Source organism: Amycolatopsis sp. (assembly GCF_025464955.1).
Taxonomy (GTDB): domain Bacteria; phylum Actinomycetota; class Actinomycetes; order Mycobacteriales; family Pseudonocardiaceae; genus Amycolatopsis.
The window spans coordinates 25,382-44,886 of the sequence record NZ_JAODNM010000015.1 but is presented as its reverse complement, the minus strand read 5'-3'; the positions used below and the strand labels follow the sequence as shown (position 1 = coordinate 44,886).

General features: G+C 68.3%; 14 protein-coding genes. 6 read left to right on the top strand and 8 right to left on the bottom strand.

What is annotated here, in order from left to right; genetic code table 11:
- Positions 1 to 50: 50 nt before the first annotated feature.
- The 4 genes from JWQ81_RS01760 to JWQ81_RS01745 all read right to left on the bottom strand — a co-directional run bounded on the left by JWQ81_RS01760 (position 51) and on the right by JWQ81_RS01745 (position 5,971).
- Complete coding sequence (locus JWQ81_RS01760; RefSeq protein ID WP_297536961.1) at positions 51 to 425, bottom strand: DUF427 domain-containing protein; 375 nt, start codon at positions 423 to 425, stop codon at positions 51 to 53.
- 122 nt (positions 426 to 547) lie between these two features.
- Positions 548 to 2,329: a discoidin domain-containing protein gene (locus tag JWQ81_RS01755; protein ID WP_297536960.1), complete on the bottom strand. Its 1,782-nt coding sequence runs from the start codon at positions 2,327 to 2,329 to the stop codon at positions 548 to 550.
- Positions 2,330 to 2,419: 90 nt separating this feature from the next.
- Positions 2,420 to 4,585 (bottom strand): RICIN domain-containing protein, encoded by a 2,166-nt coding sequence (locus tag JWQ81_RS01750; RefSeq protein ID WP_297537022.1) that lies wholly within the window; start codon positions 4,583 to 4,585, stop codon positions 2,420 to 2,422.
- Positions 4,586 to 4,768: 183 nt separating this feature from the next.
- The gene (locus JWQ81_RS01745) at positions 4,769 to 5,971 is read right to left on the bottom strand and encodes a sigma-70 family RNA polymerase sigma factor (RefSeq protein WP_297536959.1); all 1,203 of its coding nucleotides are present in this window, start codon (positions 5,969 to 5,971) and stop codon (positions 4,769 to 4,771) included.
- 64 nt (positions 5,972 to 6,035) lie between these two features.
- Here JWQ81_RS01745 and JWQ81_RS01740 point away from each other — a divergent pair, with 64 nt between their 5' ends.
- Positions 6,036 to 6,533: a tetratricopeptide repeat protein gene (locus tag JWQ81_RS01740; protein ID WP_297536958.1), complete on the top strand. Its 498-nt coding sequence runs from the start codon at positions 6,036 to 6,038 to the stop codon at positions 6,531 to 6,533.
- A 37-nt stretch (positions 6,534 to 6,570) separates the two neighbouring features.
- Here JWQ81_RS01740 and JWQ81_RS01735 read toward each other — a convergent pair whose 3' ends face one another.
- Entirely contained in the window at positions 6,571 to 9,882 is a 3,312-nt protein-coding gene (locus tag JWQ81_RS01735) for a phosphodiester glycosidase family protein (protein WP_297536957.1), read from the bottom strand.
- Between the two features lie 186 nt (positions 9,883 to 10,068).
- Entirely contained in the window at positions 10,069 to 10,386 is a 318-nt protein-coding gene (locus JWQ81_RS01730) for a winged helix-turn-helix transcriptional regulator (RefSeq protein ID WP_297536956.1), read from the bottom strand.
- Positions 10,387 to 10,714: 328 nt separating this feature from the next.
- Between JWQ81_RS01730 and JWQ81_RS01725 the strand changes: the two genes are divergently transcribed.
- Positions 10,715 to 12,766, top strand: coding sequence for an APC family permease (locus tag JWQ81_RS01725; RefSeq protein WP_297536955.1), 2,052 nt, complete (start codon positions 10,715 to 10,717; stop codon positions 12,764 to 12,766).
- 46 nt (positions 12,767 to 12,812) lie between these two features.
- Here the strand turns inward: JWQ81_RS01725 and JWQ81_RS01720 are convergent, their stop codons facing one another.
- Both JWQ81_RS01720 and purU read right to left on the bottom strand, forming a co-directional pair.
- Positions 12,813 to 15,287, bottom strand: coding sequence for an FAD-dependent oxidoreductase (locus tag JWQ81_RS01720; protein WP_297536954.1), 2,475 nt, complete (start codon positions 15,285 to 15,287; stop codon positions 12,813 to 12,815).
- A gap of 41 nt (positions 15,288 to 15,328) precedes the next feature.
- Positions 15,329 to 16,192 carry a formyltetrahydrofolate deformylase gene (gene purU / locus JWQ81_RS01715; protein ID WP_297537021.1) on the bottom strand — a complete coding sequence of 288 codons (864 nt, stop codon included), beginning with the start codon at positions 16,190 to 16,192 and terminating at the stop codon, positions 15,329 to 15,331.
- 283 nt (positions 16,193 to 16,475) lie between these two features.
- On the opposite strand from purU, the gene JWQ81_RS01710 reads away from it, so the two are divergent.
- The 4 genes from JWQ81_RS01710 to JWQ81_RS01700 all read left to right on the top strand — a co-directional run bounded on the left by JWQ81_RS01710 (position 16,476) and on the right by JWQ81_RS01700 (position 19,504).
- Positions 16,476 to 16,898 (top strand): hypothetical protein, encoded by a 423-nt coding sequence (locus JWQ81_RS01710; RefSeq protein ID WP_297536953.1) that lies wholly within the window; start codon positions 16,476 to 16,478, stop codon positions 16,896 to 16,898.
- A 33-nt stretch (positions 16,899 to 16,931) separates the two neighbouring features.
- Entirely contained in the window at positions 16,932 to 17,033 is a 102-nt protein-coding gene (locus tag JWQ81_RS44750) for a putative leader peptide (RefSeq protein WP_366942241.1), read from the top strand.
- A 70-nt stretch (positions 17,034 to 17,103) separates the two neighbouring features.
- The gene (locus tag JWQ81_RS01705) at positions 17,104 to 18,321 is read left to right on the top strand and encodes an ROK family protein (RefSeq protein WP_297536952.1); all 1,218 of its coding nucleotides are present in this window, start codon (positions 17,104 to 17,106) and stop codon (positions 18,319 to 18,321) included.
- A gap of 127 nt (positions 18,322 to 18,448) precedes the next feature.
- Positions 18,449 to 19,504, top strand: coding sequence for an ABC transporter substrate-binding protein (locus JWQ81_RS01700; protein WP_297536951.1), 1,056 nt, complete (start codon positions 18,449 to 18,451; stop codon positions 19,502 to 19,504).
- Position 19,505 lies beyond the last annotated feature (1 nt).

The window sequence follows — 19,505 nt, the reverse complement described above, 5'->3', positions numbered from 1 at the left end:
CCGGCAGAAGGTTCAGGCGTGATCCTGGCTCGAATCGGACAAGAAACGGCTCAGAGTTCTTCGATCGAGTCCACACGGTCGGGGTAGAACGCGACGTGGTCCTTGATCTCGGCGACGGAGTCGTACGGCGCTTCGTAGGTCCAGACGGCGTTTTCCGCGACCTTGTCGCCGACGCGGATGCTGTAGTAGGCCGACTCGCCCTTGTACGGGCAGTACGTCGTGTGCTCGGTGCGCTCCAGGACCGAGAAATCGACGTCCTTACGCGGGATATACTGCGCGGCCGGGTAGGAAGCCTCACGCAGGGCCAACGCGTCGAGGCTGTCGGCCACGACGTGTCCGCCGAGCTTCACGACCACGCGACCCGGGTTCGCCTCGACCGTGATGGGATGGTCGGGACCGGGGATCAGCACAGGCTTTTCCGACATGGTTCTTCTCTCTCCGGCGTTTTCTCGCTTGTTCGACGATCATAGACCAATCACGCGGAGAGCGTCGGCGACAGCAACTCGCCGTCGACTTGCGAGCGCAAGTCGACGGCGCGTTGCGGAGGTCAGGTGCCGAGGACCTGGAACTCCCACAGCGAGTAGCCGTACTGCGTAGCCCGGGCCGTCCCGTTCATCCGCACGTACCGACCGGTACCGGACACGGGCAGTGTCTGCGTCCCACCGGTTCCCGTGGTCGTGGTGTAGACCGTGGTCCAGTTCGAGCCGTCCGCCGAGGTCTGAATCTGGAACGCGGTCGCGTAGGCGGCCTCCCAGTTGAGCACGACCTGGCTGATCGAGTGGCTCGCGCCCAGGTCGACCTCCAGCCACTGCGGATCGGTGAACGCGCTCGACCAGCGCGTGCCGGTGTTGCCATCGACGGCGTTCGTCGCGGTGAAGCTCGTGTTCTCCGCCGACGACGCCGTGGCCGTTTTCCCTTGCGACAGCACGGTGTTGCCGCCGTTGCCGCCCGACGACAGCGTGCCGTACACCGCCAGTTCGTAGAGCGAGTCGCCGTACTGCGACGCTCTGCTGGTCGCGTAGATGCGGACGTACCGCCCGGTGCCCGACATCGACAGATCCTGGATGTCGGCGGGACTGTTGTTGTTCGTGGTGATGGTCGTCCACGTCGTACCGTCGGTCGACCTCTGGAGCTGATACGACGACGCCGCGGCGGCCTCCCAGGTCACCGTCGCATGGGTGAGGTTGTAGTTCTGACCGAGGTCGACCTGCACCCACTGCGGGTCGCTGAACCCGCTCGACCAGCGGGTGGTCACGTTGCCGTCAGTGGCGTTCGACGCCGGGAACTGGGCGCTTTCCGCCGAGGACGCCGTGGTCGGCTTGCCTTGCGCGACGTTCGTGCCCAGACCCGCCGGCAGCTTGTTGTACACGGCCAGGTAGTCGACGTTCAGCTGCCCGCCGGACGCCGTGGCGGCGTTGGGACCGCCGCCGTACGCGGCCGGGAACGCGCCGCCGATGGCCAGGTCGAAGATGATGAAGAAGCTGTGATCGACCGCGTTGGCCCAGCTGGTCGCGTCCATCTGATTGGAGTTCAGGGTGAAGTAGCTGGCGCCGTCGAGATACCAGCGGATCTGCTCGGGCGAGGTCGACCTGTCGATCTCCACCGCGTAGGTGTGGTACCCGGTCTGGCAACCTCCGCACGCGCGCTCACCACTGCCGACGCCGGTGCTCTCGTTGCACGCGCCGCCAGGGCTGACGCCGCAGTGCAGCGTGCCGAAGACCGAGCTGCGCCCGTTGATGTCCTCCATCGCGTCCACCTCGCCGGAGCCCGGCCACGGAATGCCGACACGCAGCGGCGCGCCCAGCATCCAGAACGCCGGCCAGTACCCGGCGCCGTTGGCGGTGCTGAGGTTCGGCTGCTGGATGGACGCCTGGATCCGCACGACGCCGCCGGGCTGGGCACCGAAGCCGTCGGCCTGGGTTTCGACCCGGCCGGAGGTCCAGCCGGCGTTCGGGTCGGTTCCCGAGTGCAGGGCCTTGAGGACGAGGTGGCCGTTGCCGTCTTCGTAGACGTTCGACGTACTCGTGGTCGTCGTCTCGATCTCGCCGGTGCCGAAGCTGCTGCCCGGCCCGGCGTCGTAACGCCAGGTTCCGGTGTCCAGCGCGGAGTTGGCGGCGCCACTGAAGTCGTCGCTCCAGGTGGTGGTGAACCCGGACGGCGGCGCGGGCACGGCGGCTGGTTGTGCGGCGGCCGGTTTTACCGCGGCCGGGGTGATCGCGGGAGCGGCCGCCGGTTGTGCGGAGACGGACGGTACCCAGGCGAGCGCGGCCGCCGCGACGACACCCAGTGCTACCAGTCCGCGGGCGAGTCGCCCGTCTCTGATCGACATGCGTTCTCCTTTGCCAAGCGGCGTTTCCCGGCCGGGTCCGGCCGGGAAACGCCGCGGTTAAAGGTGAAGCGGGTGGTACCTATCTTTGGGTCACGGGTAGCTGACCAGGTCGGTCACCGTGTGCCCCGGTCCGGCCGCGGCGCCGGTGTTGTTGATCACGTGGGTGATCGTTCCCGCATTACTGCCGAGCATCACCGACACCATGTTGTGGAACTTGACGTTGGCGTTGGTCGGTACCTCGATGGCGTGTGCGTTGGAAATACTGGCGTCGTTGACGAACAGGCAGTAGACGCCCACACCCCACGCCTCATGGCTGGTCACCGAGTTCCCGACCTTGTAGGAGGCCCAGCCGTTGGTGGAACCGTTCATGTACGAGCCCTGGTTCGGCGGGTCGTACGGCATCTCGCTCTGGTAGAAGATCGTTTTGCCGCCGTTGCCGTTCCACTGGGTCTGGTACTGCTGGTAGTGCTCGGCGAACAGGCCGTACGCCGTCACGTTGTTGCCGTTGACGATCAGGCCGTTGTTCGCCGTGTTGGTACCCCAGCCGACCCCGTCACCGTGATCAGCCCGCCACAGCCAGGTGTCGTCGGTGATCACGTTGTTGCTGTTGATCACCAGCGACTGGTTGGCCTTACCGACCCCGGCACCGCCGATGCGGAAGTGGACGTCGGACAGCACGGCCGGGTCGGCCGAGTGGTCCGCCGTCGATCCGCTCGGACCGACCTGCATCAGCACCGGCGAGTTCGTCGGACCGGCGTCGATCAGCAGACCGGCGAGCTTCACGCCGCTGACATCGGCGACCGAGACCGCCGTGACGCCGTTGTCCGGGATGAAGGTCGCGAGGCCCATGCCCAGCACCACGGTGTCCGGACGCGTCACGTTGAGCGTCTGGTTCAGGTGGTAGATACCCGGGGTGACGAGCAGGTTCTTGCCGGCCGCGAGCTGCGCGTTGATGGTCGACGCGGTGTCACCGGGCTTGACGATGTAGAACTGGCTGATCGGCAGCGAAGTGCCCGCCGGGTTGCCGTTCGCCCACGACGTGCCGGAGCTGTTGGTACGCAAGGCGGGAACGAACACGTTGTACGCACCGGCACCGTCGACGTACAGGTACGGCTTCTCGGCCACCACCGGTGACTGGGCGAGCGCGGTGTACGGCGGGTTCGGGAACGAGGTCGCTGCCGGAGCACCCTGCACGCCGGAGAAGACCATGTTCCAGTTCTGGCCGGACCAGCTGCCGATCTGGTCGTTGCGGGACAGCCACTGCTGCTGCGAACCGGATTGGACCTGGCCGGTGACGCGGGAGTCGGCGAGGAAACCGCCGCTGGACCAGCCGCCGTCGTCCAGCTTCAGGTTGCCGTTGACCTGCACACGCCGCAGCGGGTCGGCCTGCGAGACCGCCCAGGTGTCGGTGCCGCCGGGCGGGTTGATGGTGAGGCCCTCGGCGTCGCGCCAGAAGTTCAGCGTGGCGTTGCCGCTCTGCCAGTCGGCTTCGACGTGCACCTGGCCGTTGATGGTGACCTGGCCCGGGGTGAGCCCGAGGCCCGCGACCTGCTCGTAGAAGCCGAGGTTGGCGTCCACGTTGTAGGTGCCCGGCTTGAACAGCAGCGCGGTGCGCGCGTTGCCGAACTGTGCGGACTGCTGGGCGTTGAAGACCGAGGTCAGCTTGCTCTGGATCGTGGAGGCCGACATCGACGGGTCGAACACCGTCACGTTCGGGCCGAAGTCCGGGGTTCCCGGCGGGGGCGGCGGGGTGGTTCCGCCGCCGCTGAGCGAGTACGACTGCGCCGCGGAACCGTTGCAGGCGTACTGCTGCAGCTGGACGCTGTCCGCGGTGGACGCGCTCGGCACGTCGAGGCACTTGCCGCTGTTGCGGTTGACGAAGTGGTACAGACCGTTGCCCTCGTCGACGGGCAGCCACTGCTGGTTGCCGCCACCGCCGTACGCCCACAGCTGGACGAGTGCCCCGTCCGCGGCCGAAACTCCCGAGACGTCCCACACCTGGGCGGACGCGCTCGAGGTGCCGACCTGGAAGTAGCCGCTGTCGGTGGCGGTGAAGACCCACTGCTGGGCGGCGCTGCCGTTGCAGGTGTACTGCTGGATGGCCGTGGCGTTCGCGGACGCGGCGCCTTTGGCGTCCACACACTTTCCGCTTCCGCTGTCGGTCACGGTGTAGGTGCCGGGCGCGACAGCGGCGCTCGCCGCCGACGCCGTGGCAAGACTGAGTCCGGACATGGCTAAGACCGCCACCGCGAACATCGCGGTTCTGGCACGGGTCACAGTGCACTCCAACGTCGCTGGGGAGGGGGGAATCAGCTGCGCGCGCCGCCGTCGTCGAATGTTATGGCGGTCACAGATAAGCGTCAATACAAGGCTTAAAATAAGTACGGAGCAATCTGCGAGTGGTCTGTACCACTCCGGGGCGACGGGCTGTCCTGGGAATCAGGAAAGCAGGGCGGCCCGGGATTTCAGGTAGCGCTGTTCGGGCACGCTGAGGGTGAGCCGGGCGGCGATCTCGTACTCGGCGCGGGCGGCCGCGTGCTCGCCGGCGGTGTCCAGCAGGTGTGCCCGCACGGCATGGACACGGTGGTGCCCGGCCAGCGCCGGGTCGGCCTGAGCCTCGTCGAGCTCCCGCAGTCCGGCTTCGGGGCCGTTGACCATGGCGGAGGCGACGATGCGGTTGAGCGTCACCATCGGCCCGGGCATCAGCGTGCCCAGCAGGCCGTACAGCCCCAGGATCTGCGGCCAGTCGGTGTCCTCGGAGCGCGCGGCTTCGTCGTGCACGGCCGCGATCGCGGCCTGCAGCTGATACGGGCCGATCGGCGCGGCGGCCAGGGTCTCGGTCAGCAGCTCGACGCCCTCGGCGATCGCGTCGGCGTCCCACTGGCTCCGGTCCTGCTCCGCGAGCGGGACCAGGGCGCCGTCCGGCCGGGTCCGCGCGGGGCGGCGCGCTTCGGTGAGCAGGATGAGCGCGAGCAGTCCGGCGACTTCGCCGTCTTCAGGCACGCGTTCGCGCAGCTGGCGAGTCAGGCGCATGGCCTCGCTGGTGAGCTCCGCGCGATGCAGAGCCGACCCCGAGCTCGCGGTGTAGCCCTCGTTGAAGATCAGGTACAGCACATGCAGAACGGCGTCCATCCGCTCCGACCGCTCCGCTTCCGGTGGCATGCGGAACTCGGCCCCGCTGGCCTTGATCTTCTGCTTCGCCCGGCTGATGCGCTGGGCGACGGTCGTCTCCGGGACCAGGAACGCCCGCGCGATCTCGCCGGTGCTGAGCCCGCCGACCGCGCGCAGGGTCAGCGCCACCTGGGACGCCGGGGTCAGCGCCGGGTGGCAGCAGAGCAGCAGCAGGGTGAGCGTGTCGTCGACAGCCGGGACGGCGTCGGGCTCGGCCGGTTCGCGCGCCGCGACAGTCTCCTCACGACGTTGCCGGGCCGAGTCCTGGCGCCACAGCTCGATCAGCCGGCGGGACGCGACGGTGATCAACCAGGCCTTCGGATTGTCCGGCCGCCCCTCGGCGGGCCACTGGACGGCCGCGGCCAGCAGCGCCTCCTGCACGGCGTCTTCGCACGTGTCGAAGCCGCCGTAGCGGCGGATGAGGGCGCTGAGCACCTCGGGCGCCAGACGCCGGAGCAGGGCTTCGTCCACCTGCACCTCCGCCCGAGTTCGAAAACCGCAACCACGTCTCGGCAGTGTATGAGAGGCTGCGCCGATGATCGAGACGGACTGGGAAGAGCGGGTCGCGCGCGTGTGGACGACCATCGACGACCTCGACGAGACCGACTTCCGCGACCGGATCGAGCAACTCGCCGCCGAGTTGCCCGAAGGCAGCGGCATCGCCGCGTTCGAACGGGCGTGTTCGTTCGACTCGACCGGCCATTCGGACGTCGCCGTGCCGCTGCACCGCCAAGCGCTCGAAGCCGGGGTCACCGGTCTACGGAGGCGCCGCTCGGTGATCCAGATGTCCAGCTCGCTGCGCAACGTCGGTCGGGCGCAGGAGAGCGTCGAGCTTCTGACCGCCGAGCTGGCAGCCACCTCCGACGACCTCGATGACGCCGTCCGCGCGACCCTCGCGCTCGCGCTCACCGACGTCGGCCGGGAGCGGGAGGCCGTCTCCATCGCCGTCGGAGCACTGGCCAAGCACCTGCCGCGCTACCAGCGCTCGATGGCCAACTACGCCCGCCTGCTCGTCGAACCCGAAGACGCCTGACCCGCGAGTCCCACGTTCAGACGGGCGAGTCCCACGTTCAGGGCGTCACCGTCACCGGGATCGAGCCGGAGACCCCGCCGCTGGTGACGGAAATCGTGGCGGTGCCGGGCCGTCTCCCGGCGATCCGTCCCGTCACGGCGTCCACCGCGGCCACGCGCGGGTCACTCGACGTCCAGACGTGGGACGCGGGATCGGCGATCGGCATGGTGACGGCGGGCAGGTTGTCACCGCCGACCTCCGCCCCGGTCGCGATCGCCGTCTGCGCGGTCCCCACCTTCACCACCGCCGACGGCAACGTCACCGTGATCGAGGTCAACACCGGCTCGACGCTGAAGTCGATACCTCCCGACGGCGTCGTGTGGATCAGCCCGAAGTGGTAGAAACCGCCCTGGTCCGAAGGCGCGTACGCGGGCATGCCGAGATCGGCGATGGTGAGCTGCGGAATCCCGCCCGCGGCCGGGGAAGCCGCCTTGCCCTCGGGATCGAGGATCTGTTCGGAGAACCCGCGAGCGTGCCCGTAGACCATGATCACGTGCTTGTCCGGGTGCGTCTGCTGGTACCGCTGGACCAGCCGGACGTACATCCGCGCCTCCCACCGGTCGCTGAACTGGCTGTCCGCCACCGGGTGTGGGTCGTACGCCGGCATGTGCGTCGCGACGACCACCGCACGCGACGCCGTGTCCGTCAGCTGCTTGACCAGCCACGGGTACTGCGCCTCGGCCGGCACCTGGAAGGCGTCCGACGACAGCAGGCTGCCGTGCGCGTTGTCCGTGACGATCACCTGCGCCGGCCCGGCGCTGTAGGCGTAGTGCGTGTCGCCGAAGGCCCGCGTGAAGTCGCCGTTCTCGGGCAGCGCGCCTTGGCTGATCTCGTGGTTGCCGACGAGGTCGCGGTACGGGACGCCCAACGCGGCCATCTTCGACTGAGCGAACGCAAGGTCCGCCTGCTGCCCGTCGTCGGCCATGTCCCCCAGCATCTGCACCTGGCTCGGCCGCGCCTGCGCGGGCAGCGTCGGGAGCCGGTCCTTGATCGTGTCGAGGACGTGGCTGCTCGCCGACCCCGGATCCGCCGCGACGAGGTGCGCGTCGTCCCCCGTCAGCAGCGTCGACCCGGTGTGCGGGAAGTCGGCCGCGTTCTCGTCGAACCTCAGCCATGAAGGGTTCGCCGGGATCGCCTGGTACGGCGGCGCGACGACCGGTCGGGGTGAGTACAGCGCCTGCAACCCGCTGACGTCGAGCGTCCCCGACGTTGTCTGGCTCGGGCTGATCGCGAGGAAGTCGACAAAACTGATCTTCAGCGGGAAATTCAAGCCGGGTGGCAGCTGCGCGATCACGAGCTGCCAGCCCTGCCAGGTCACGGTCGTCGGGTACAGGGTGGTCGTCGTCCCGCCGACCGAGATGTACGACTCGGCCAGCTCGATCCCGGTGCCGTTTCCCTTGACCCACAACCCGATTCCGGTCGGGTTCCGGCCATCGGAGTCGGCTCCGGCCTGCAGCGTCACCTTCGGTGAGAGCACCAGCTGCTTGAACCCGCCGCCGGCCGGCATGGTGTACGCCAGTTTCAGCGACGCCGCCGCTGCGGACCCCGGCGGCACAACGCCCGGATCCGCACTGAGGATCGCCGGGACGCCGGTGGTGTTGCGCAGGTTCCAGCCCGCCGGGTCGTCGATCTGGTCGATCAGCCGCGACCGGCTGCCGATCGCGACCGTCGCCGAAGCCGTTGTCCCGCCCACTTTCGCCGTCACCGTCACAAGTCCGTCGCCCGAGGCCGCGGCAGTGAACACACCCGCGTCGACCGAACCGAGGGACGGCGTGCCGACCGACCAAGACGCCGCCGAGGCCGGAATGTCCGCGGTGCTTCCGCCGGCGGTGCCGGACAGTGTGAAGGTCTGCTTGCCGCCGTTGGCAAGATCCGGCGCAGCGGGCGACACGGTCAACGTGGACAGCTTGTCGACAACGCGCAACGGCTGAGCCGTAAACGCTGCGCCGTCCCAAGCGAGGATGGTCCCGATGCCAGCCTTCGCGGCGGTGAACCGGCCGCCGGACCACGTACCCAGCCAGCTCGGCACGACCCGGACGCTCGGCGTTCCCCGCGCCGGGTTCGCCGCCGCGTCGATGCCGTACACCGGCACAGGGACGGCCGCGCCGGGCACGGTGGTGACCGGCTTGCCGTCGTTGACGACCACGCTCTTCGCCGGTCCGGCGGTGGTTTCGTTGGTGTAGAAGAAAAGTCCGTTGGCCACGGGACGCTCGACCCCGTCCGACGGGGTGTTCGCCACCGACGTCGACGTGGCTCCCGGCGTCCGGGCGACCATCTCCGTCGAGCCGCCGCCGTCGAAGAGCACCGCGGTGTACGCGCCGTGCGCGACCATGTACCCGGCCGCCTGTGCGGGACTGACACCGACGGCGACCGACTCGCCGGCGCGCCCGTCCAGCGTCGCGATGATGGCGTGGCCGCCGTCCTTGGTCAGGCCGATCACCGTCTCCGGGTTGACCCCGCCGGGCGGGTTCCCGGTCGGGTCGGCGTACGCCTGACCGTCTTTCACCAGCATGGTCGAGCCGCTGATCAGCTGTTCCAGGTCGTTGTCAGGCCCGACCTTCCCGCTGACGGACAGGGTGTCACCGACGTGCACGGAGGACGCCAGCCACTGGCCGCCTTCGCCGCCCCCGAGCAGCGCCAGCCCGTCGGCATCCAGCGTCGGAACCGACGTCACACCGGGCTGCACGGCGTCGACGAGCAGTGTGCTTCCGCTCCCCCGGTGCCCGGAGACCAGGGTCGACGCGGCCAGCCCGGTGGCACCGCCGAGATCGGGGGTGACTTCCGTGATCCCGCCGGCCACGATGTCGTTGACGACGTTGACCGAGGCGAGTGCGTGCGTGCTCGTGCCGTCGGCGATCGTGCCGGTGAAGCCCTGCGGTCCCAGCACCATCGAGCCGTCCGCGCGCACGCCGAGCTGTGCGTTGAAACCGGGCCGCGGGCTCTTCAACAGCCGGCCGTCGCTGATCACGCCACCCAGCGGCCGGCCGCTGGCGTGGATCTCGAAGAAGTCCCCGTTGACGCCGGCGACGGCGTGCGTACGGGTGGCCATGGACGTCACGGTCTCGTCGGCGGGGTTCGTGACGACGTCGCCTGCCTCGACGACCCCGAGCCGGACGTTGGGATCGGTCAGGTTCACGTCCAGCACCTGGGTGTGCTGACGTCCGCCGACGGTGTCATAGGTTTCGGAGTACTCGTCGACGCCCCGGGTCACCGTCTTCGCCGGCGTAGTTGTCTGGTCCACCACCAAACTCCAGTTCGCGGGCGTCGGCGGTAGCCAGGACTTCGGGGCCGGCGCAGCAGCCGCGCTCACGGTCGACGTTGTGGCTGTTGCGGCCGTTACCAGGACAATCGCGACCACTAGGGACATCTTTCGCATGCCGCCCACCCCCTTGAGAGACCGCCACCCAGACCGGTAACTCCACCATCGCGTGATGGCCGTCAGATGTCACCGAATCGAAGACAGAGGGGGTAATGGGAGAACTAGCAACCGGGCAAACTAGCAACCGTGGAGGTAGGCCTCGTAGATCGCGGTCCAGGTCTCGAGGTCACCGAGTCCATCGGCCAGCTCGCAGCCGGTCGTGGTCAGCGCGTAGACGCCTGACTCCGGTTCGTCCCAGCTACCGTGACCACCGATCCGGCGAATTACGCCAAATGCGGCCAAAGTACGCAATGTTCCCGCGAATGCATGCTTGCCGCAGCCCGCGCACTTCCGCAGTTCGACACCCTGGCGCGGCCCGTCGCTGAGGGCGTCGAGGACCCCGACGGCACGTCTGGACGCGGCCAGGAACAACAGCTCGGGGTCGATCCCAGCCATGGGCACCTCACTCTTCCGGCGGAACGGCACCGGAGGGTAAGCAGGACAGCCGAGCGGGTCGGGGTTTCTTGACGCGGTCGAAATGCGGAACCGCAGGATTTTTACGAGATCTCTACGCACACGCCGTTGAAGTGCGACGGGCTCACACCGGCGACCGGCTGTCTATCAGGATCGCGTAAAAATTCTCGCGCCGGTCAGCGGCCTGGGAAGACGCGCCCGCACGATGAGCCGACGGTAGTCAGGTGATCAACGACAAGAGACAACCAAGGCACTGCATCCGGTGATGCGGTGCCGCGCGCGTCCGAGCAGGTGGAGGTGGCGGGCGCAGATGGTGGCAGCAGAACCGGGTCCGGTGCGGTCGGGCGGGATCCCGGAATCGGCGCGATACGTGTTCAAGCGGGTCCTCCTAGGACGTCCGCTGATCAACGAGCAGCTCGCGAACGAACGGCTGTCCAATCCGGTGGCACTGGGGGTGCTCTCGCCGGACGCGATCTCGTCGTCGGCGTATGGCACCGAAGAGATCCTGGTTGAACTCCTGCCCTACGCCGGGCTTGCGGCGTTCAGCTTGGTGCTGCCGATCACCGGGGTCATCCTGGTGATCCTCATTCTGGTCGCCGCGTCCTACCGGCAGGTCGTCAGCGTCTACACCCGCGCGGGTGGTTCCTACGTGGTGGCCCGGGAGAACTTCGGCCCCCGAGTCGCCCAGATCGCGGCCGCGGCGCTGCTGATCGACTACGTCGTCACCGTGGCCGTCCAGGCGGCCGCGGGGACAGTGGCGGTCGTGTCGGCCATCCCCGCGCTGGGGCCGTACAGCATCGAGATCACCGTCGGCGTGGTCCTGGTGCTGGCTTACGCGAACCTCCGTGGCCTGCGTGAGGCCGGACGCCCGTTCGCGGCGCCCACGTACTTCTTCGTGCTCATGGTCGGTTCGATGATCGTGGTCGGCGTGATCCGCCACTTCGCCGGAGGTCTCCCCAAGTACGACGCCGCAAACCTGGTCGGCGCCGTGCAGGTGCACCAGTCCAGCGGGCTGATCATGGGTGCGACCGTGCTGGTCGTGCTGCGCTCGTTCGCCAACGGCGGTTCCTCGCTGACCGGCGTCGAGGCGATTTCCAACACCGTCAGCGCCTTCCGCGCTCCGCAGGGCCTCAACGCGCGCAAGGTGTTGACCGTCATGGCGGTCACGCTGGGTTTCCTCGTCGCCGGGGTCTCCTACCTCGCGTATGTCACGCACGCGACTCCATACACGGCCGGCTTCCCGTCGGTACTCTCCCAGGAAGCCCGCGCGGTGTTCGGTGGCGGACCCGTCGGCGACATCCTGTTCGGAATGGTGCAGCTGGCTTCGGCGCTGATCCTGTTCACCGGGGCGAACACCAGCTTCAACGGGTTCCCGTTCCTCGCGAACTTCGTCGCCGAAGACCGGTTCCTGCCCCGGCAGCTGACCAAGCGCGGCCACCGGCTCGTGTTCTCCAACGGCATCCTCGTCCTCACGGTTTTGTCCGTCGCGCTGCTGCTCGTGACCGGGGGTTCGGTCAACAGTCTCGTTCCGTTCTACGCGATCGGTGTGTTCACCGGGTTCGCGATGGCCGGGTACGGCATGACGAAGTACCACCTGCACCACAAGCAGTCCGGTTGGCGCCGGAAGATGGCGATCAACCTGTCCGCGGGGATCCTGGCGACCATCGTCGTCGGCATCTTCGCGGTGGCGAAGTTCACCGAGGGCGCGTGGCTGGTCGTGGTCGTGTTCCCGTTGCTGGTGTTCATGCTGATGCGACTCAACCGCGAGTACCGGGCCGAGTCGGCGATCCTCGACCATGTCACCGATAAGACCCCGTCCGCGACGAACTACGCGCGGCACAAGGTGTTCGTCTTCGTCAACAGCGCCGATCTCGCCGTCGTCGAGGCATTGCGGTACGGACGCAACCTGCGCGGGTCGGAGATGAAGGCCGTGCACTTCATGATCGACGCCGCCCACGCCGAACGCCTCCAGGAACGGTGGGAGAGGCTCGGTTTCGAGACGCCGCTGAAGGTTATCGACTGCCCCGACCGCCGGATCGCCCGCGCGGCGCAAGAGCTCGTGCTCGAGGCGTCGGCCGAACCCCGCACCGGCGTGACCGTGCTCCTGCCGCGCCGGAGCTACGCGCCGCTGCTCGGGCGACTGCTCCACGACCGCACTGCCGACCAGCTCGCGCGCGTCATCAACCGGGCCCCGAACGCGGCCGCGACGATCATCCCCTTCGACGTCCAGTCGAAGATCCGGGAAACCTTCCCGAACCTGCCCGAACAGAAGATCACCCTCGCCCTGGAACACCTCGCCGACCGCCTCACCGCCGACCCCGACGAGCCTGCCAAGCCGACCGTCCCCCACAACGTCGACTAACTACCTGACGAGCGCGCGTGGGCAGTGCTGTTGTGGACTCGCGGGGTCAGCGGCGGATGCGGGTCATGTCGGGGTCGAAGAGGGGTTCGGCGGTGACGGTGGCGGCGACGCGGCGGCCGAAGTACTCGATCTCCACGGACGTCCCGACGTCGGCAGACGCGGGAAGCCATGCGTAGGCGATGGGACGTCCGATCGTGTAGCCGTAGGCAGCGCTCGTCACGTATCCGGCCGGCTGCCCGGCGACGAACACGGGCTCCTTGCCCAGCACGACCGTCCGCCCGTCATCGATGACCAGGCACCGCAGACGTCGACTCGCCGTGTCCTCACTCCGCCCGTCAATCGCCGCGCGGCCGACGAACTCGCCCTTGGCCGGCCGCACCGCGAAGCCGATCCCGGCCTCGTACGGGTCGTGCTCGGTCGTCATGTCCGTGCCCCACAGACGGTAGCCCTTCTCCAGCCGCAGGCTGTTGAACGCCGCGCGCCCGGCCGCGATAACGCCGAGGTCGCGCCCAGCGGCCCACAGCACGTCCCACAGTCGCAGCCCGTTTTCGGCACTGGTATAGATCTCCCAGCCGAGCTCGCCCACATAGGACAGTCGCATCGCGGTCACCGGCACCCCGCCGATCCGCGCCCGCTGCGCACGGAAGTACTTCAGCCCCTGGCGCGAGAAGTCCTCCTGGCTCAGCGGCTGCACGAGGTCACGCGCCGCCGGACCCCACACCCCGAGGCAGCACGTCGCGCCGGTGATGTCGCGGACCCGCACGCTCCCGTTCTCGGGCAGGTGCTTGGTGAAATGGTCGAGGTCGATATTCCCATTCGCGCCGACCTGGAACACGTCCGTCCCGAGCCGCGCGACGGTCAGGTCGCTGCGAACGCCGCCGGCCTCGTCCAGCGCGAGGGTGTACGTCACCGCGCCGACCGACTTGTCGAGCTGGTTGCTTGTCAACCGCTGCAACAACTCGAGCGCACCAGGACCGCTGACTTCCAGTCGCTTCAACGGGGTCATGTCGTACAGTGCGACCGCGCTCCTGGTCTGCCAGGCCTCCGCCGCCGCGATCGGCGAGTGGAACTGCGCCGACCATGGATCGCGGGCGGGCGGCAACCAGTCGTGCGGCAGCTTCTTGACCAGTTGCGCGTTGGCCTCGTACCAGTGCGGACGCTCCCAGCCCGCCGACTCCAGGAAGAACGCGCCGAGTTCACGCTGCCGCTCGTGGAACGGAGTAACCCGCAAGTCACGCGGCGAAAGCTTGGGCTGCAAGGGATGCAGCACGTCGTAGATCTCGACGAAGTTCTGCTTCGACGTCTCCTCGACGTACTCCCGCGCGAGCTGAACCTCCTCGAAGCGGCTGATGTCGACCTCGTGCAGGTCGGTCTTCGAACGCCCGTCCACCAGCTGCTCGGCGACGGCTTTCGCGATCCCGGCCGAATGCGTGACCCATACGGCCTCCGCGACCCAGAAGCCGCGCACTTCCGCCGACTCCCCCACCAGCGAGTGCCCATCGGGAGTGAAGGAGAAGACGCCGTTGAAGCCCTCCTCGACCTTCGTCTGCCGCAACGCCGGCAGCAGCAGCTTGCTCGCCTCCCACGACGGCGCGAAATCCTCATCGGTGAACGGCAGCATCGACGGCATCGCGTCGTCGCTGACCTTGGTTACGGCGGTGTCTTCGTCCAGCTCGGACAACGCGACCGGCATCGGCCGGTGCGCGTACGACCCGATCCCGAGCCGGTCGTTGTGCTCGCGGTAGTAGAGGTCCTGGTCCTGGTGCCGCAGGATCGGCAGGCTCGCCTCGGACATCTCCGTGTTGCGGCCGACCAGCTCCGCGACCTGGCCGGTCTTGGCGTACTGGTGCGCCAGCGGTAGCAGCGGGACGTCCATGCCGACCATCGCGCCGATCCGCACGCCCCAGAACCCCGCGCACGACACGACGATGTCGGCCGGCGCCACCCCCCAGCGCGTCTCGACCCCGGTCACGCGGCCGCCGGACTGCTGGATCCCGGTCACCCGCGTCGACCCGACGAACCGCGCCCCGCGCGACTCCGCCCGCCGCATCAGCGCGACGACGGCGCGCGACGCCTTCGCCAACCCGTCGGTCGGGACGTACCACCCGCCGAGCACCTGGTCGATGTCGAGCAGCGGGTACCGGCGCAGGCACTCCTCAGCGTCGATGAGGCTGCCGTCGATACCCCACGACGTCGCCCAGCCCTGCTTGCGCTTGAGGTCCTCCCAGCGTCCGGGCGTGGTCGCGACCTCCAGCCCGCCGACCTGGTTGAAGCACGAAAGCCCGTCGACCTCGAGCTCGGAGAACTTCTCGACGGTGTACCGCGCGAACTCGGCCATCGTCTTCGAGGCGTTGGTCTGGAAGACCAGTCCAGGAGCGTGCGAGGTCGAACCGCCGGTGAGCGGCAGCGGGCCCTGGTCGAGGACGGTCACATCCGCCCACCCCCGGACCGTCAGCTCGTCCGCGAGGTTCGCTCCCACGATGCCGGCGCCGATGATCACGACACGGGGCGAAGCGGCCATGAGTTTCCTCCAGGATCGTTGCGGGGTAAGGGGTCAGGGGTTCAGCGGAAGACGACGGTGCTGTTGCCGTTGAGCAGGACACGGCGTTCGCAGTGCCAGCGCACCGCGCGGGACAGCGCCAGCGCCTCCGCGTCGCGACCGACGGTCACCAGGCCGCGGGGTCCGTAGGTGTGGTCGACCCGCAGCACCTCCTGCTCGATGATCGGGCCTTCGTCGAGGTCCGGGGTGACGTAGTGGGCGGTGGCGCCGACGTACTTGACCCCGCGGTCGTAGGCCTGGTGGTACGGCTTGGCGCCCTTGAACCCGGGCAGGAACGAGTGGTGGATGTTGATCGCGCGGCCCTCGAGCTTGACGCACAGGGCGTTGGACAGCACCTGCATGTACCGCGCCAGCACGACGAGGTCGATGTGGTGCTCGTCGACGAGTTCCAGCAGCCGCTGCTCCGCGTCCTGCTTGGTTTCGGCGGTCACCGGCACGTGGACGAACGGCAGCCCGGCGGCCTCGGCCATCGGACGCAGGTCCTCGTGGTTGGACACGACCAGCGCGATGTCCGCGCCGAGGCTGCCCGCGCGCCAGCGGAACAGCAGGTCGTTGAGGCAGTGCCCGAACTTCGACACCATCACCAGCAGCCGGTCCGGGCGGCCGTCGGAGAACTGGAACTCCATCCCGAAGTCCCGCGCCACCGCGGCGAACTCCCTCGACAGGTCGTCGGCGGTCGTCTCGCCCCGTTCGCCGACGTCACCGCCATCGCAGGAGAACGACGTCCGCAGGAACAGTGAGCCGCGGACGGCGTCGTCGAACTGCTGGTGCTCGACGATGTCGCAGCCGCGGCCGACCAGGAACGACGTCACCGCGTGGACGATGCCGGACCGTTCGGGGCAGTTGAGCGTCAGGGTGAAGGGCAGCACCACGGGAGTTCTCCTCGGCTGTGACGGCCGGAAATCTGGTCGATGATTGATATACCAGTTGCACTATAGGCATCTGCCGAGCGCCGGGTCAACGGTCGACGAACGGGAGATCCGGCCGGGTCCCAGCCGTGGAGGTGCCACCGGGGCCGCTCGTCGCGAGAAGACTTCCGTTCGGCGATCACCCGGATGCCCGTGTGATGAGGCACACAGCGTGAGAGTTACTCTTTCCTCTCCTCGCCGACCACCCCATCGGCCGAGGAGAGGGACAAGGAGTCCACTCTTGCAGGCACTACTCATACTCAGCGCGTTCGCCATCCTCGCCGCGCTGGTCAACATCCAGATCAAGGCACGCCGGATGATCTCGGTCCACGCCCCGACCGGGCGGCGGCAAGCCGGCGAGATCGTCCAGAACTACTTCGAGCCCGGCTGGCGGGCCGTCAGCGGCCCCGGGACGTACAACTACCGGCCCACCCGGATGGCCCATCCCCCGACCATTTCGATCACGGTGAACGGCACCGACGCGTCGAGCCAGGTGAGAATCTGGACGTCGTCCAGCGACGGGTCCTTCCATGGGACGCACCACGCCTCGCTCATCTGGGCCAAGCAGCGCGGCCTGACCAAGCGCCTCACCGGCGAGCAGGTCGAGGTACCCGGGTTCCTTTCGGTCAACTCCCACATGGTGAGCACGCTGCGGCCTTCCTAGGAAAGGCCCGCCCGCTCTGCGACGATCGGTGCCATGACTTCGGTGGCAGCGACTTCGCAGGCGGCGGATCTGACGTCGCGTCGCCACGTCGACCTCCGTCGGCAGGCGACAGCCCTGTGTCCTTCCCCCGCGTAGGGCGGGCCGGAATCCCGGCCCGCCGATCACGCCGCGCTCAGCGAGCCGGTGCCGCCCGGGAGGGAAAGACATGCACCGCACCGGTTCCCGTCCCGCGCCGCGCGAAGATCCACAAAGGATCGAAACCCGCGGCGCGCGACGCGGCGCCAGTGCGGCGGCCGTGTTGCGAGCGGTGCTCGACCACGGGCCGATAGCGCGCAGCACGATCGCCCGGCGAACCGGGCTCTCCCCCGCCTTGGTCACCGGCCACAGCGCCGAACTGACCAAGCTCGGATTCCTGCGCGAGCTCCCCGAGGTCGCGGGGCCGAAAGTGGTGGGTCGCCCACACGTCCCGGTGGACCTGGACACCGGACGCCACGTCCTCGGCAGCCTCCACATCGCGGTGCACCACGCCACTGTCGCACTGCTCGACGTCCGCGGCCACATCCTGGCCAGCCACGAAGAGCCACACCAAAGCCTTGATCCACAAAGGATTCTCTCCCGCGCGGCCGGAATCCTGCTGGAGCTGCTCGACCGGCACGCGCCGGACCGGGAGCCGCTCGGGCTCGGCATGGCGACCGGCGGCTGGGTGGACCGGGCGTCCGGGGTCGTCGTCGAGCACCCACTACTGGGCTGGCACGACGTGCCGGCACGTGAACTGCTCGCCGGACACACCGGGTTGACCGTCGCGGTGGACAGCCATTCCCGCGCGCTCGTCAATGCCGAACGACTGCTCGGCCACGCCAGGGCGAGGGCCAGCGTCGTCCAGCTGTTCACCGGCAACGTCGTCGACGCCGCGTTCGCGACCGGCGACACCGTGCACCACGGACCCCGCTCGGCCGCCGGCGCCGTCGCGCATCTGCCGATCGAAGGCGGCGACGAGCCCTGCCCCTGCGGCCGGACGGGTTGCCTCCAGGCGATGGTCTCCGAGCAGACGGTCGCCCGGCGGGCCGGGGAACAGGGCATCACCACCACCGGGTCGTTTCCCGAATTGCTGACCGAGGCCAAAACCGGAAATCCGCGCGCCATTCAGCTTTTAGTCGATCGGGTGCGACTTATCGGACAGGCCTCCGCATTGTTGCTCGACGTTCTGAATCCGGAAATCCTGGTCGTCGTCGATCAAAGCGTAAGCCAAGTTCCGGCGTGTCTTCCCGCCCTTCGGGACGAGGTTCAACTCAGGTCCAGGATCTGCGAAGATGCGCCACGAACCGTTGTGTCGACCAGCTTTCCCGGGTCCGAATTGGCCACGTCGGGCGGAGCCGTGCTCCTCGACCGCCTTTTCCAAGATCCCCTTTCGCCACTGAGTTAATTCAGGATCGCGCAATATTGACGACCCACCTCGGCGCCGATAAGAATTGTCCCAATCGGTAAATAACCAGAGCCCCATCGTCAGCCGTTCTGTTCATTCATGTCCGGAAAAGCGAAAGAGTCGAACCGTGAAAAGACCCCTGCCCCTGCTCGCCGCGGCCGCCGCCCTCCTGGCCGGGTTGGCGTTGTCCGGTTGCGGCTCGCCTGCCACCGCGGCCAGTGCGCCCGGCCAACCCGAACTACTCCAGCTGCGCTACCAGGGCTCGGCGAACGCCGTGTCCCTGCCCGAACTGGCCGAGGACCTCGGCTACCTCGGCCCGATCAAGCTCGACTGGGTCGGCAACACCATCAGCGGGCCACAGGACATCCAATCCGTGGCGACCAACCAGACCGACTTCGGCGGGGCCTTCACCGGTGCGGTGGTCAAACTCGTCGAAGCGGGCGCGCCGGTCAAAGCCGTGATCAACTACTACGGCTCCGACGACAAGACGTTCCTCGGGTTCTACGTCAAGGCGGACAGTCCTATCCGGACAGCCCGCGATCTGATCGGCAAGAAGGTCGGCGTCAACACCGCGGGCGCGAACTACGAAGCCGTCCTCGACACCTGGCTCGCCGAGAACGGCCTGTCCGCCGACGAGATCAAGCAGGTCCAGCTCGTCGTCGTCCCACCGATCAACACCGAGCAGGCCATCCGCAACGGCCAGATCGACGTCGGCTCGCTGAGCGGCGTCCTGCAGGACCACGCGGTTTCCGCCGGCGGGCTGCGTCCGCTGTTCAACGACGTCGGCGCGTTCGGCCCGTACAACGGCGGCCCGTACGTACTGCGCACCGACTTCATCAAGAAGTACCCGGAAACCACGCGGGTGTTCGTGACCGCGGTGGCCAAGGCGATCGAATGGGAGCGCGACACCCCGCGAGAGGAGGTCATCGCCCGGTTCACCAAGATCATCCAGAACCGGCAGCGCAACGAGAACACCGACACGCTGAAGTACTGGAAGAGCGTCGGCATCACCAAGGGCGGGTTGATCAGCGACCGGGACTACACTCTGTGGGCGGGCTGGCTGAAGCAGACCGGCGTGCTCACCAGCGACACGATCGACTCCGCCAAGATCTACACCAACGAGTTCAACCCCTACCGCGACGGCGCCGCCGCGCCGGCCACTCCCGCCACGAAGGCCGGGTGAG